The sequence below is a fragment of the Streptomyces sp. NPDC021225 genome (assembly GCF_044332865.1).
Taxonomy (GTDB): domain Bacteria; phylum Actinomycetota; class Actinomycetes; order Streptomycetales; family Streptomycetaceae; genus Streptomyces.
On record NZ_JBIRPV010000007.1, the window covers coordinates 290022 to 304371 of the forward strand.

9 protein-coding genes are annotated in these 14350 nt (G+C 74.2%); 4 read left to right on the forward strand and 5 right to left on the reverse strand.

Translation table 11 applies throughout. The features are described 5' to 3' along the window. Positions 1 to 46: 46 nt before the first annotated feature. From ACH4S9_RS30165 to ACH4S9_RS30175, 3 genes are read right to left on the reverse strand one after another with little or no spacing between them, the layout of a single operon-like run. Complete coding sequence (locus tag ACH4S9_RS30165) at positions 47 to 1255, reverse strand: VWA domain-containing protein (protein ID WP_385341037.1); 1209 nt, start codon at positions 1253 to 1255, stop codon at positions 47 to 49. After that, the gene (locus tag ACH4S9_RS30170; protein WP_398374643.1) at positions 1252 to 3723 is read right to left on the reverse strand and encodes a DUF5682 family protein; all 2472 of its coding nucleotides are present in this window, start codon (positions 3721 to 3723) and stop codon (positions 1252 to 1254) included. Before ACH4S9_RS30170 ends, ACH4S9_RS30165 begins: the two co-directional genes overlap by 4 nt. After that, complete coding sequence (locus ACH4S9_RS30175; RefSeq protein WP_352130529.1) at positions 3720 to 4835, reverse strand: AAA family ATPase; 1116 nt, start codon at positions 4833 to 4835, stop codon at positions 3720 to 3722. Before ACH4S9_RS30175 ends, ACH4S9_RS30170 begins: the two co-directional genes overlap by 4 nt. Positions 4836 to 5034: 199 nt before the next feature. On the opposite strand from ACH4S9_RS30175, the gene ACH4S9_RS30180 reads away from it, so the two are divergent. Continuing rightward, positions 5035 to 6471 (forward strand): SWIM zinc finger family protein, encoded by a 1437-nt coding sequence (locus ACH4S9_RS30180; RefSeq protein WP_398374645.1) that lies wholly within the window; start codon positions 5035 to 5037, stop codon positions 6469 to 6471. Continuing rightward, a complete protein-coding gene (locus ACH4S9_RS30185) occupies positions 6468 to 8285 on the forward strand; it encodes a DUF5691 domain-containing protein (protein ID WP_398374647.1) in 1818 nt (605 codons plus the stop codon). Before ACH4S9_RS30180 ends, ACH4S9_RS30185 begins: the two co-directional genes overlap by 4 nt. 34 nt (positions 8286 to 8319) lie before the next feature. Here ACH4S9_RS30185 and ACH4S9_RS30190 read toward each other — a convergent pair whose 3' ends face one another. Next, entirely contained in the window at positions 8320 to 8730 is a 411-nt protein-coding gene (locus tag ACH4S9_RS30190) for a cobalamin B12-binding domain-containing protein (RefSeq protein WP_398374648.1), read from the reverse strand. Between the two features lie 348 nt (positions 8731 to 9078). Here ACH4S9_RS30190 and ACH4S9_RS30195 point away from each other — a divergent pair, with 348 nt between their 5' ends. Then, on the forward strand, positions 9079 to 9900 hold the full coding sequence (locus tag ACH4S9_RS30195) for an alpha/beta fold hydrolase (protein WP_311724318.1): 822 nt from the start codon (positions 9079 to 9081) through the stop codon (positions 9898 to 9900). Positions 9901 to 10083: 183 nt separating this feature from the next. Continuing rightward, positions 10084 to 11742 (forward strand): M23 family metallopeptidase, encoded by a 1659-nt coding sequence (locus ACH4S9_RS30200; RefSeq protein ID WP_398374650.1) that lies wholly within the window; start codon positions 10084 to 10086, stop codon positions 11740 to 11742. A 93-nt stretch (positions 11743 to 11835) separates the two neighbouring features. Here the strand turns inward: ACH4S9_RS30200 and pcrA are convergent, their stop codons facing one another. Further along, complete coding sequence (gene pcrA, locus ACH4S9_RS30205; protein WP_358846454.1) at positions 11836 to 14328, reverse strand: DNA helicase PcrA; 2493 nt, start codon at positions 14326 to 14328, stop codon at positions 11836 to 11838. Positions 14329 to 14350 lie beyond the last annotated feature (22 nt).

Consider the following 14350-nt stretch of genomic DNA (forward strand, 5'->3'; position numbering starts at 1 on the left):
GATCCTTGCACGACGGACGGGGGGCCGCGCAACCCCCCGGCCACGGTTACAGCTCCTTGTCCGGTATGGGCAGTTGACGCTTTTCGATCGCCGCTGCCATGACATCGGGGAACAGATCCGGACTACAGGCGAAGGCGGGCGCGCCGAGCGCGGCGAGCGCCGCGGCGTGCTCGCGGTCGTAGGCGGGCGCGCCCTCGTCGGACAGCGCGAGCAGCGCGACGAACTGCACGCCGGACGCCTTCATCGCCGCGACCCGGCCCAGCATCTCGTTGCGTATGCCGCCCTCGTACAGATCGCTGATCAGCACGACGACGGTGTCGGCGGGGCGGGTGATCTGCGACTGGCAGTACGCGAGGGCCCGGTTGATGTCCGTGCCGCCGCCGAGCTGGGTGCCGAAGAGCACGTCCACCGGGTCGTCCAGCTCCTCCGTCAGGTCCACGACGGCGGTGTCGAAGACGACCAGCCGGGTGGCGAGGGAGCGCATCGAGGCCAGCACGGCGCCGAAGACGGAGGCGTAGACCACGGACGCGGCCATCGACCCCGACTGGTCGATGCACAGGATCACGTCCTTCTTGACCCCGCGCGCCGCCCGCCCGTATCCGATGAGCCGCTCGGGGACGACCGTCCGGTGCTCGGGCAGGTAGTTCTTCAGGTTGGCACGGATGGTGCGGTCCCAGTCGATGTCGCGGTGGCGCGGGCGGCTGGTCCGGGCGGAGCGGTCGAGGGCGCCGGTGAGGGTGGCGCGGGTGCGGGTGGCCAGCCGCTTCTCCAGGTCCTCCACGACCTTGCGGACGACGGCGCGGGCGGTGGTCCTGGTCGTCTCCGGCATGGCCTTGTTGAGCGAGAGCAGGGTCCCGACGAGGTGCACGTCCGCCTCCACTGCCTCCAGCATCTCGGGCTCGAGGAGCAGGGCGGACAGGCCGAGCCGGTCGATGGCGTCGCGCTGCATGACCTGGACCACGGACGTCGGGAAGTATCTGCGGATGTCGCCGAGCCAGCGGGCCACTTGGGGCGCGGAGCCGCCGAGCCCGGCCGAGCGCGGGCCGCCCCCGGCGGAGCCGCCGCGGGCCGTGGCGGCTCCGCCGCCGGGGCCCGACCCGCCACCCTCGCCGTAGAGCGCTTCGAGCGTGCGGTCCATCGCGGCGTCCCGCCCGCTCAGGGAGCATCCGGTGCCGTCGCCGCCCTGCCCGCCGAGCACCAGCCGCCAGCGGCGCAGCCGCTCGTCCGCCGCGGCCCCGGTCGCCTGCCCGGTCATCCGGCCACCTCCGTCCCGTACTGGTTCTCGTGGTTGCCCTCGTTGTCGTGCTGGGCGTCGAGGCCCAGGAGGAGGCGGACCGTCGGCAGGACGGCCGCCGCGCGGTCCTCGTCCAGGCCGGGGCCGAAGCCGGGCGCGGGCGGGTCGCCCACCGGGCGCGGTCCTTGGTCCGCCGCGGGCCCGCGGCGGACCAGCTCGCCCAGGGTGCGGCGCACCCCCGCGTCGTACGCCGCGAACGTGCGCCGCAGCAGCGGCAGTACGTCCGTGAACGCCTCCGCCGGGACGCCCGTGAGCCAGCTGTCCAGCAGGCCGAGCAGCCGCTCGTCGTGGACCAGGAGCATTCCGCCGCCCGCGCCGCCGCCCACGAACCCTTCGATCCAGGAGGCCGCTTCGGCCGGCGCGGTGCCGGGCGACAGCACCAGGGCCATCAGCCGGGCCGCCTCGCCCTCGGCCAGCCTGCCGTCGTCCAGGAGCAGGCGCGCGGCCCGGCCGCGGATCAGCCCTGACACGCCGTCACGCTCGGCGAGCGCGCGCAGCACGGCGAGCCAGCGGCCCCGCAGCCCGCCGTCCTTGCCGCTTCCTCCGTCCTTGCCGCCTCCTCCGTCCGGGCTCTCCGCGCCGTCCGCCCGGATCTCGGACAGCAGGCCGACGGCCCGGTGCACGGCTTCGAGATGGCCGCGCATCTCGGCGGCCCCGTCCGCGTCGAGGCCGAAGCAGGCGGGCGGCAGCCCGATCAGGACGCGCTCGGCCAGCCCCACGGCGACCTCGGCCAGGGCGGCGGTGTCCGTGCCGCGCACATCCCCGTAGCGCACCGAACGGACGAGCGCGGGCAGGGCCTGGGCGAGCTGCCCGACGTCCGCGTCGAGCGCGGCCCGGTCGGCGAGCGCGCGCATCACGACCGGGAGCGCGTCGGGGAGCGCGGCGAGCAGACAGCGCTCGGCCAGGTCCGTGACCTCGCCGAGGGCGGTGGCGTCCACGGCCTTGGCCTCCGCCCGCGTCGTGGCGGCCGACAGCACGGTGGTGCCCCACACCCCGGCCTCGGCTACCCGCACCGACAACTCCGGCTCCCAGCGCAGCCGCCAGGTCTCCCGGAATGTGCCGGTGCTGCCGCGCGAGGCGGCCGGGGTCCCCCAGTCGACGCCGAGCAGCCGCAGCCGGTGCAGCAGACGGCTGCGCGCGGCGTCCGTCTCCTTGCGCAGGTCCAGCTCCAGATCGCGCTCCAGCGCCTCCGGCTTGAGCCGCAGCGAACGCTGGGTGCGCGCCAGGTCCCGCTGGAGCGGAGCGGCGGGCGCCGCCTCGGGCACCTCGCCCAGGACGTCCCCCACGACCAGCCGGTCGTGGACCAGCGCGAGCGGCACATCGGAGCCCTCGCACATCACCGCCCGCACCGCGTCCGTGGTCTCGGCGAGCCCGGCCAGCGGGCGTCCGCGCACGGCGGCGAGGGTCTCGGCGAGCCGCACCGCCTCGATGACATGCGCGGACGAGACGGCGAAGTCCTCGGCGCGCAGCAGCCCGGCGACCTTGGTCAGCCAGCGCTCCAGCGGGCGGTCCGCCGCGTGGAAGAGATGGCTGTACCAGCCGGGGGAGGCGATCCCCGCCCCGTAGCCGCTGTGCCGGGCCAGCCGGCGGTGCGTCCACGGCACCCAGCTGAGCTCCGCCTTGACCTTCGGCAGCCCCTTGAGCAGCCCGCGGTCGGCGGTCACGGTCGCCCTCCCGGCCAGCGCCGGGACGTGCCAGGCCCCGCACACGACGGCGACCCGGTCCCCGAACTCCCGCCGCGCCTCGCGCAGCCGCAGCCGCATGTGCGCCTCGCGCACCGCGTCGTGCTCATGTCCGCCGTGGCCGTACTCGGCGCGGAGGACGGCCATCGCCTCGCCGAGCGCGGCGAACGGCCCGACCGCGTCCGCCCAGCCGGCCGCGCCGCCCCCCTCGGCGCCGGTGCCGCGGTGCTCGACGACGTCCTCCCACCAGCGCTCCGGATCGTCGTATCCGGCGGTCTCCGCGAGCACCCCCATCGGGTCCACCCGCACCCGCCCCGCCGGATCCTCCGCCGCTTCCTCCAGCGGACCCTCCGCGGGATCCCCCTCCGTACGGCCCGCCATGGCCAGCGAGTTCGCCGCCGGGAGGTCGATGAACCGCACGGGGACGCCGCGGGACAGCGCCCACCGGATGGCCACCCACTCCGGCGAGAACCCGGCCAGCGGCCAGAACGCCGCCTGTCCCGGATCGCTCACCGCGTGGGCGAGCAGGGCCACAGGGGGCCGCATGCCCTCCTGCCCGGCGAACTCGACGAGCGCGTCCGCCTCCGGCGGGCCCTCGATGAGCACGGCGCCCGGCTCGCACGCGTCGAGCGCCGCGCGCACCGCCCGCGCGGAGCCCGGGCCGTGGTGGCGCACCCCCAGGAGCAGCGGCCAGGGCGGCCCTGCCCCGTCGGGCCCCGCCGCGCGGCCCGGGGCGGCGCCGCTCACGCGCCCACCTCGCGGCACGCGCGGTAGAAGTCCTTCCAGCCGTCGCGCTCGCGGGCCACCGTCTCCAGATACTCCTGCCAGATGACGCGGTCCGCCGCCGGGTCACGGACCACCGCGCCCAGAATCCCCGCGGCCACATCGCCCGCCCTCAGGACGCCGTCCCCGAAGTGGGCGGCCAGGGCGAGCCCGCCGGTGACCACGGAGATCGCCTCGGCCGTCGACAGCGTGCCCGACGGCGACTTGAGCTTGGTACGCCCGTCCTCCGTGGCCCCTCCCCGCAGCTCGCGGAAGACCGTGACCACCCGGCGGATCTCGGCCACGCCCTCGGGGACCGCGGGCAGATCCAGCGAGCGGCCGATCTGGGCCACGCGGCGGGACACGATGTCGACCTCTTCTTCTGCGGTCGCGGGCAGCGGCAGCACGACCGTGTTGAACCGGCGGCGCAGGGCGCTGGACAGCTCGTTGACCCCACGGTCCCGGTCGTTGGCCGTGGCGATCAGGTTGAAGCCGCGGACCGCCTGGACCTCTTCCCCCAGCTCGGGGATCGGCAGGGTCTTCTCCGACAGGACGGTGATCAGCGTGTCCTGGACGTCGGCCGGGATACGGGTCAGCTCCTCCACGCGCGCGGTCATGCCCTCGGCCATCGCCCGCATCACCGGGCTCGGCACCAGCGCCTCGCGGCTGGGGCCGTGGGCGAGGAGCCGGGCGTAGTTCCAGCCGTAGCGGATGGCTTCCTCGGGCGTGCCCGCGGTGCCCTGGACGAGCAGCGTCGAATCGCCGCTGACCGCCGCCGCCAGATGCTCGGAGACCCACGTCTTGGCCGTGCCCGGCACCCCCAGCAGGAGCAGCGCGCGGTCCGTGGCCAGGGTCGTGACCGCGACCTCGACGATGCGGCGCGGGCCCACGTACTTGGGTGTGATCACGGTGCCGTCCGGCAGGGTGCCGCCGAGCAGGTACGTCGCGACGGCCCACGGCGACAGCCGCCAGCGGGCGGGCCGCGGGCGGTCGTCGGCCGCGGCGAGCGCCTTGAGCTCCTCGGCGAAGGCGTCCTCGGCATGTGGGCGCAGGGCCTCGGCTCCGGCAGCCCCCGCCGACCCCTCGGCTGCGGGCACGGCGGGCTCGGTGCCGCCGCCGGTCTCGGCGGTCTCGTCTCCGTTGGGCACAGGCACGGTCACAGCTCCCCCACGACTCGTCTCTTTGTCCGTTTCCGGACCCTCGACCACCCTGCACCACCCCACTGACAACCGGCCCGACCGTCAACAATCCCGCAGGCCGGGGCCGTTGTCAGTGGTCGCCCGTACCGTCGAGGACATGAATGCGCAGGGGGAACGCTGGACGGCGGAGCAGGTGCTGGCCCTGGCTCCTGACGCCGCCTCACGCAAGTCGGGCGGCAAGCTCGCCGCGCCCGGCCCGTGGTCCGGAGCGGGGGCCCACGGCCGGGGCGTGTGGGGGCTGTGCGCGGGCAGCGGCGGCAAGCCGTACCAGACAGTCGTCGATCTGGACGGGCCCGGCTACCGCTGTAGCTGCCCCAGTCGGAAGTTCCCCTGCAAGCATGCGCTCGGGCTGCTCCTCCTGTGGGCGGGCGGCGGGGGCGTCCGGGAGGCCGAGGAGCCGCCGGAGTGGGCCGGGCAGTGGCTGAGCGGGCGGCGGGAGCGCGCCGAGCGCGAGGCGTCAACCGCCACCGCCGGAGCCGCCGCCGGGGCAGGAAAGGGGCCGGGCGGCGTCGCCGACCCGGAGGCGGCCAGGCGGCGGGCCGAGCGGCGCGCCCAGCGCATCGCCGCGGGCGCCTCCGAACTGGAGCAGCGCCTGGCGGACCTGCTCCGGAACGGCCTGGCCGGAGCCGACCGCGCGGGCTACGCGACCTGGGACGAGACGGCCGCGCGCATGGTCGACGCGCAGGCGCCCGGACTGGAGGCGCGGGTGCGGGAGCTGGGCGCGATTCCGTCCTCCGGCCCGGGCTGGCCCGCGCGGCTGCTGGAGGAGTGCGCCCTGCTGCACCTCCTGAACCAGGGCTTTCTCCACCTCGGCCGGCTCCCGGAGGCGCTGGCCACCACGGCCCGCTCGCGCGTCGGCCTCACCACGACCACGGCCGAGCTGCTGGCCTCCGGCACCGCCGTCCCCGACCGCTGGCTCGTCCTCGGCGCGCAGGACAGCGCCGACGGCAGGCTGACCACGCGCCGCATCTGGCTGCGCGGCGAGGACACGGGCCGGATGGCCCTGCTGCTCTCCTTCGGCGCCGCCGGGAACTCCCCCGAACTGGCCCTGCCGGTCGGGATCGTGCTGGACGCCGACCTCACCTACTACCCGGCCGGGCGCCCGCTGCGCGCCGCGCTCGGCACCCCCCGCCCGGACCCGCCGCCGTCCCCCGCGCCCGCGCCCTCGGCAGCCCCCGTGCCGCCCGGGAGTGACATCGCCACAGCGCTGGCCGCCTATGGTGACGCGCTGCGCGAGGACCCCTGGCTGGACGCCTGGCCGGTCGTGCTCGCGGGGGTGACCCCGGTCCCGGGCGGCGAGGACGGCTGGCAGCTGGCGGACACCCGCACCGGTTCCGCCCTGCCGATCGACCCGCGGTGCGCGGGGCGTACGGACCTGTGGCGGCTGACCGCGGTCTCGGGCGGCGCCCCCGTCACGGTCTTCGGCGAGTGCGGCCACCGCGGCTTCGCCCCGCTCACCACCTGGGATCCGGCCCCCGTTCCGCTCCAGCACCCGTCCGGCACCGGCTCGACACCGCATGGAGGCATGCCGTGACCACCACCGCGCCCTGGGACGACCTGGTCGCCGCCGCCCTGCTCGGCACCGAGCGCCGCACCCCGCCCGTCGCACCGCGCCCCGGCCAGGACGCGTCCGCCGCCCTGTTGGACGCCGCCGCGCTCAGCACCGTGCTGCGGCGGGCCGGGCTGCGCCCCGCCGCAGCCCGGCCCGCCCCGTCGCCCGCGCCCGAGGACCCCCGCCCGCCGCTGCCGCCTGCCGCCCGCAACCGGCTGGCCATGCTGCTCGCCGGGCGCTCGGCCGGAGGGGGCGGCCGGCGCTCCGCGCCCGACCTCGCCGAGCTGCTCCCGCAGTGGCTCACCATGGCCAACCAACGCGGCTATCGAGCGCCTGACGCCCTCCTCCCGGCCCTGCTGGACGCCGCCCGCGCCCGCACCGATCTGCGCCCCGAGGCGCTCGCGCTCGGCGGGCCCCGGGTCCTGTGGCTGGCCCGGCTGAACCCGGAGTGGAAGTTCGCCCTGCGCGGCGGCGGAACCGGGCGCGCGGCCACGACGGCGGAGGCGGCCGGGTCGGCCGGAGCGCCCGGGTCCGCGGGCGCCGCGACTCCGGGCCCCGCGACAACAGTCGACTCGCCCGCCGGAACCGCGGCCGGGTCCCCGGCCGGAGCGGGCGTCGGAGCAGCCCCGGCCGCGCCCGACGCCCCCGCCGTGCCCGCGGACGTACAGCGCCAGTGGGAGGAGGGCCTGTTCGCCGAGCGGGTCTCGCTGCTGACGGCGGTGCGCCACCGCGACCCGGAGCTCGGTCTCGCGCTGCTCGGCGGCACGTGGTCCATGGAGCGCGCGGAGGACCGGCTGATGTTCCTGGACTCGCTCCGCGACGACCTCTCGCCCTCCGACGAGCCGTTCCTGGAGCAGGCCTTGGCCGACCGCAGCCGGAACGTCCGGGCCACGGCCGCCGAGCTGCTGTCCGCCCTCCCCGGCTCGGCGCTGGCCTCCCGTATGGCCGAGCGTTCCCGGGCCTGTGTCTCGCTCACCGACGGGGTGATCGCCATCGACGCGCCGGCCGAGTGCGACAGCGGCATGGAGCGCGACGGTGTCGTGGCCAAGCCGCCTTCGGGGCGCGGCGAGCGGGCGTGGTGGTTCGGCCAGTTGGTGGAGGCGACGCCGCTGGAGTGCTGGAGCGCTTGGTTCGGCGGGCGTGGCGCGGCCGAGATCGTGGCACTGCCGGTCGCCGACGGCTGGCAGGCGGACCTCCAGGCGGCCTGGTGCCGGGCGGCCGTCCGGCAGCGGAATGTGGAGTGGTCCCGCGCCCTGCTCGGCGCGCCGTCCGAGCCGCCCGCCGCCTCGCCCCTCCCGGGCTCGCCGCTCGCCCCGACCGCGCCGCCGTCCCCGGGCGCCCCGGCCGGTGCCCAGCCCGCCGCTCCGTCCTGGCGCGATCCGGCGAAGCTGCTGTCCGCCCTGCCCCCGGCCGAACGGGCCCAGTGGGTCGCGGACTTCATCGCGGCCCACGGGCTGTCCGACGCCTTCCGGCTGCTGGGGGTGTGCGCGGTGCCCTGGGCCGAGCCGCTGGGCCGGGCCGTCGTGGACGCGCTCGACATCGCCCGCGACGCGGGCAGCTATCCGTGGAGCTTCAGCGGTGTCATGGGGCTGGCCGAGCGCTGTCTGGACCCGGACCAGGCCGACCGGCTCGAAGTGCTCACCGCGATACCGGACGAGCCGGCGGACGGCTCGCCAGGTGCCGGGAGCTACTGGTCGGAGGCGTTCCAGCGCCTGGTGGGCACGCTCCGGCTGCGCGCGGCGATGCGCCGCGAGCTCGAACCGCCGGACACGGCGGCGGTCAGCCCGGTGCCATAGCGCCGGCCGGGACCCACGGCCCGTGGCGCGCGGGTCAGGCGGCCACCGGCCGTACGTTCTCCCTGACCCACTCCACGATCGAGGCGGTCGTGGCCCCCGGGGTGAAGATCTCGGCCACCCCCAGCTCCTTGAGCAGCGGGATGTCCGCGTCGGGGATGATGCCGCCGCCGAACACCTTGATGTCCTCCGCGTCCCGCTCCCGCAGCAGCTCGATCACCTTCGAGAAGAGCGTCATATGCGCGCCGGAGAGGATGGACATCCCGATCGCGTCGGCATCCTCCTGGATCGCGGTGTCGACTACCTGCTCGGGCGTCTGATGCAGGCCGGTGTAGATGACCTCCATGCCCGCGTCGCGCAGCGCCCGCGCGATGACCTTCGCCCCGCGGTCGTGACCGTCGAGCCCGGGCTTGGCCACCACCACACGGATCGGACCGGTCACACCCATCGCAGCCTCCATGTCGCGAACGTGAACGAACGTTATCTCCAGGATCCCGCAGCCAGCCGTTTCACGGCACGCGGCGAAGGGGAAATCACACGTGGGACACATTCACCTCGGCCGCGCCCACCTCCTCCTCGGCCGCCGCAAGGCGGTCACCCACGTCGGGCCGGCCAATCAGGGGAGCCGCAGCGGGGACCGTCGCACCGCGCCGCGCCGTCAGCGAGGGCCGCCTGGCGCCGCGGTGCGACGGAGCGGTCGTACCGCGACGACCACGAACCGTCCGCCGCCGGCTGCCCGCGAGGGCATGCGGGGGACAGCGCCGCCTCCCGCGCGCCGTTCAGGAGGTCGGCCGCCATGGGCCTCACCCGAATCCCCATCCCCTTCCCGATCCCCATCCCGATCCGTATCCGCGCCACCGTTCTCGACCTGGCGGTCCTCGCCGGGCACCTCCTCCTCTATCCGACCGGCCTGCTCCAGGAGCGCCCGCCCGCCGCGCCGCCGCCCGGCGCCGCGCCCCGGCTGCCCACGGACGGCCGGGCCCACCGCCCGGTCCTTCTGCTGCACGGCTTCATCGACAACCGCTCGGTGTTCGTTCTGCTGCGCCGCTCCCTGCGCCGGCACGGCCGGCAGCATGTGGAGGCGCTCAACTACTCCCCGCTGACCTGCGATCTCCGCACCGCCGCCGCGCTGCTCGACCGGCATGTGCGGGAGATCTGTGAGCGCACCGGCCACAGCCGGGTGGATGTCGTCGGCCACAGCCTGGGCGGCCTGATCGCCCGTTATTACGTGCAGCGGCTGGGCGGGGACGCCCGGGTGCACACGCTGGTCACCCTGGGCACCCCGCACTCCGGCACCCGCACCGCGCCCCTGCTGTCCGCGCATCCGCTGGTGCGGCAGATGCGCCCGGACTCCGATGTGATCGAGGAATTACGGCGCCCCGCGCCCGGCTGCCGTACCCGGTTCATCGCCTTCTGGAGCGAGGTGGACCAGCTGATGATCCCCGCGGAGACAGCGAGGATCGACCATCCGGATCTCCTGGCGCACAGCGTCCGCGTCAACGGAATCGGACATCTCACCCTTCCGGTGCACCATGCGGTCGCCGCCGACATATGCGAGGCGCTGGACGCCGCCGAGGGGGTACCGACAGACGCTTCAGGCGCCGCCTCGGTTGCGTGACAGGGCCGGAAGTTGCCGAACAGTAATCGAACACCCGGCCAAATTACGGCGTCCAGTCCACCGAAAGGCGGCCAAATGCCCGTGCCGGCGTTACTCAAAACCTGATGAAGATTGTCGCCGTCCCAAACTGGCGGGTACAGTCGCCGCTAATTCTCCTGCTGCCGAGGCGAAAGAGAAGTGGTGGTGAACGACCGTCACCCGTCGGGGATCACAACCTCGACCGTCCCCGCTCCCGACGCCTCATATCCGTACTACGAGGCATACGACCAGCAGGGCACAGCGCACGGCTACGCCGGGTACGACGGCTACTCCACCGGCAACTTCGACGGCCTCGCCGCCTCCTACAGCGACGGCGACCCTCTCTTCGGCGCCCTTCCCGGCAGCCATGACGGCGGCGGCTACGGCACCGGCCACGATGGCTCCGCCAGCGGGCAGTACGACGCCACGCAGTGGGGCAGCACCGGCGGCGCCTATGACTCCGGCACCTATGACACCACCGCGATGTGGGCCAGTTCCGGCGTCCCGCTGTCCGGCACCATCCCGGCCCAGCAGGGCTCCGACACCGGCGGCCAGTGGGACGCCACCGCCTGGGACACCTCCGGCCACCACGACCTGACGGCCGCCCAGGTCCCCCAGTCCGCCCAGTCCGCCGAGTGGGACGGCACCGGGCAGTTCGACACCTCCGGGGTCGACACCGGGCAGACCCAGTTCTGGGACATGAGCGCCTACGCGACCGTCGACGAGTCGCAGTACGGCCAAAGCGAATACGGCCAAAACGATTACGGCCAGGGCGAGTACCAGGAGGGCGGGTACGAGCACGGCGGATATCAGCAACAGCCCGCCGAGCACCCGTACGCCGCCCCCGAGGCGGAGCCGGAACCCGGGGCGGCGGCCGTGCACCAGGCCGAGACCCAGACCTCCCTCATGGTCCTGGACCTCGACTCCCCCCAGGCCGGCACGGCCGACTCCGCCGATTCCCCCGAAACCACCGCCCCCTCGGACCTCGCCGACTCCGCCGACGACGCCGACTTCGAGGGCGACAGGACCACCGAGTCCGAAGCGGTACAGCTGCCCTCCCCCCGCCGGGAGAGCGGCCGCAGCCGTCGCCGCGCCCCCTCGGCCCGCCCCAAACGCTCGGCGCTCCTCACCGTCGCCGTCCCCTCCGTCTGCGCGCTGGGCGTCACCGCCGTGGCCGCCGCCTCCGTCAGCAACCTCGGAGACGACAAGAAGGACGCCAAGACCACGCAGGCCGCCGCGGACACCCCGCCGGTCAAGGCCTCGGTCGCCAACAGCAAGCTGGACACCCAGCTCGCCGCGGGCCTCGAGGACGCCGATGACTTCCGGGCCCGCGCCAGCCGCACCCAGGAGCGGATCGACCTCCGGGCGCGCCAGGCGGCGGAGAAGAAGCGCAAGATCGAGGAGGCCGCGCGCAAGGAAGCGCTGCGGCCGAAGTTCGCGCTGCCCGTCGCGCAGCACGGCCTGAGCGCCACCTACGGCCAGGCCGGCATCAACTGGATGTCGGTGCACACCGGCATCGACTTCCCGGTCAGCTACGGCACGCCGGTCATGGCCGCGACCGACGGCACCGTACGCACCCAGTGGAACGACGCCTACGGCAACATGGTCATAGTGACCAGCCCGGACGGCACCGAGACCTGGTACTGCCATCTGAGCAGCGCCAAGATCCGGGGCGGCACGGTGAAGGCCGGGGACGTCATCGCGTACTCCGGGAACTCCGGCAACTCCACCGGCCCGCACCTCCACTTCGAGGTGCACCCCGGCGGCGGTTCGGCCATAGACCCGCTCTCGTGGCTGCGCAGCCACGGCCTCGACCCGACGTAGGCGTAGGCGTACGCGGCCTAGGCGTCGCAGGCATAGGCGCCCTGGGCGGCGGCACCGCGGCCCGCGCGGGCCGCGGTGCACCCCCCTACAACTTCACAGCTTCTCTACCGGTGCGTATCTCAGCAGCAGCCGCTTCGGCTTCTCCCCTCCGAAGTCGATCGTCGCCTCCGCGTTGTCCCCGCTTCCCTTCACCGCGACCACGGTGCCGAGCCCGAACGCGTCATGGGTGACCCGGTCGCCGATGGCCAGCGCGACCACCGGCCGCTCCTTGGCCCGCCGCGTGGCGAAGCCGGCGGCCCCGGCGCCCGCCCTCGAACGCGACGAGGACAGCGAGGACGCGACCCCCGCGGCGGCCCCGATGGCCCCCATCGACGCCGACGGGGTGGCGGGCCCGGTGCGCTGCCAGCGCACATACTGGTCCGGGATCTCCTCCAGGAACCGCGACGGCGGGTTGTACGCGGGCTGCCCCCAGGCGCTGCGCATCGTCGACCGCGTCAGATAGAGCCGCTCACGCGCCCGCGTGATGCCGACATACGCCAGCCGCCGCTCCTCCTCCAGCTCCTTGGTCTGGCCGAGCGCACGCATATGCGGGAAGACCCCGTCCTCCATACCGCTGAGGAAGACCACCGGGAACTCCAGGCCCTTGGCGGTGTGCAGCGTCATCAGCGTGATGACCCCGGCGCCCTCGGCGTCGTCGTCCGGGATCTGGTCGGAGTCTGCGACGAGCGCGACCTGCTCCAGGAACTCCGCGAGCGTGCCCGGGGTCTCCTCGCCGCGATCCTGCTCGTACTCCAGGGCGACGGCCGCCAGCTCCTGGAGGTTCTCGATGCGGGTCTCGTCCTGCGGGTCCGTGGACGCCTGGAGCTCCGCCAGATAGCCCGTGCGCTCCAGCACCGCCTCGACCACGGTGGCCGGCCCCGCCCCCGACTCGGCGATCGTCCGCAACTCCTCCATCAGGACGTTGAACCGCTTCACCGCGTTGGCCGAGCGGGCCGCCATGCCGTATGCCTCGTCGACGCGGCGCAGCGCCTGCGGGAAGGTGATCTTCTCGCGCTGCGCCAGCGCGTCGATCATCGCCTCGGCGCGCTCGCCGATGCCGCGCTTCGGCACGTTCAGAATGCGGCGCAGCGGGACGGAGTCCTCCGGGTTGGCCAGCACCCGCAGATACGCCAGGACGTCACGGACCTCCTTGCGCTCGTAGAAGCGCACGCCGCCGACGACCTTGTACGGCAGGCCGACCCGGATGAAGACTTCCTCGAAGACACGGGACTGGGCGTTGGTCCGGTAGAAGACGGCGACGTCTCCGGACCTGGCGTCGCCCGCGTCCGTCAGCCGGTCGATCTCGTCGGCGACGAACTGCGCTTCGTCGTGCTCGGTGTCGGCCACATAGCCGGTGATGGTCGCCCCGGCGCCGGCGTCGGTCCACAGGTTCTTCGGGCGCCGGTTCTCATTGCGCTCGATGACGGCGTTGGCCGCGCTGAGGATCGTCTGGGTCGAGCGGTAGTTCTGCTCCAGGAGGATGGTCGTGGCGTCCGGGTAGTCCTCCTCGAACTGGAGGATGTTCCGGATCGTGGCGCCCCGGAAGGCGTAGATCGACTGGTCGGCGTCGCCCACCACGCACAGCTCGGCGGCCCCGAGCACCTCGCCCTCGTCCGCGCCGCCGTCCGCGGCGGCCACCGGGCCCGGCCCGACCAGCTCGCGCACCAGCGTGTACTGCGCGTGGTTGGTGTCCTGGTACTCGTCGACCAGGACGTGCCGGAAGCGGCGGCGGTAGTGCTCGGCGACGTCGGGGAACGCCTGGAGCAGATTGACCGTCGTCATGATGATGTCGTCGAAGTCGAGGGCGTTGGCCTCGCGCAGCCGCGACTGGTACATCACATACGCCTCGGCGAGCGTCTTCTCGAAGCCGTCCGCGGCCTGCCCGGCGAAGGTCTCCTCGTCGATCAGCTCGTTCTTCAGGTTCGAGATCTTGGCGCTGAAGGACTTGGGCGGATACCGCTTCGGGTCCAGGTCGAGATCCCGGCACACCAGCGCCATCAGCCGCTTGGAGTCCGCCGCGTCGTAGATCGAGAAGGAGGAGGTGAAGCCCAGCTTCTTGGACTCCCGGCGCAGGATGCGCACACAGGCGCTGTGGAAGGTCGACACCCACATGGCCTTCGCGCGCGGGCCGACCAGCTCCTCGACCCGCTCCTTCATCTCGCCCGCGGCCTTGTTGGTGAAGGTGATGGCGAGGATCTGGCCGGGGTGGACCCCGCGCGCGCCGAGCAGATACGCGATGCGGTGGGTGAGCACCCTGGTCTTGCCCGACCCGGCGCCCGCGACGATCAGCAGCGGCGAGCCGGTGTGCACCACGGCGGCCCGCTGCTGCTCGTTCATCCCCTCGAGCAGCGCGGACGTGTCCACCGCGGGCCGCGCCGCGCCGTCGCGGTAGTACGCCTCCCTGGGGACGGGCGCGTCGAACTTCCCGTCGAAGAGGTCGTGTGGAACGCCCTCAGCTGCGGGGTGGCCGTCGTCCTCGGGCGGCGGAGGCTCCTCGTCCGAGGGCCCGAGGTCCGCCAGGAAGCTGTCGTCAAAGAGGCTGCTCATCGCTCACCGAGTCTAGGCTGCC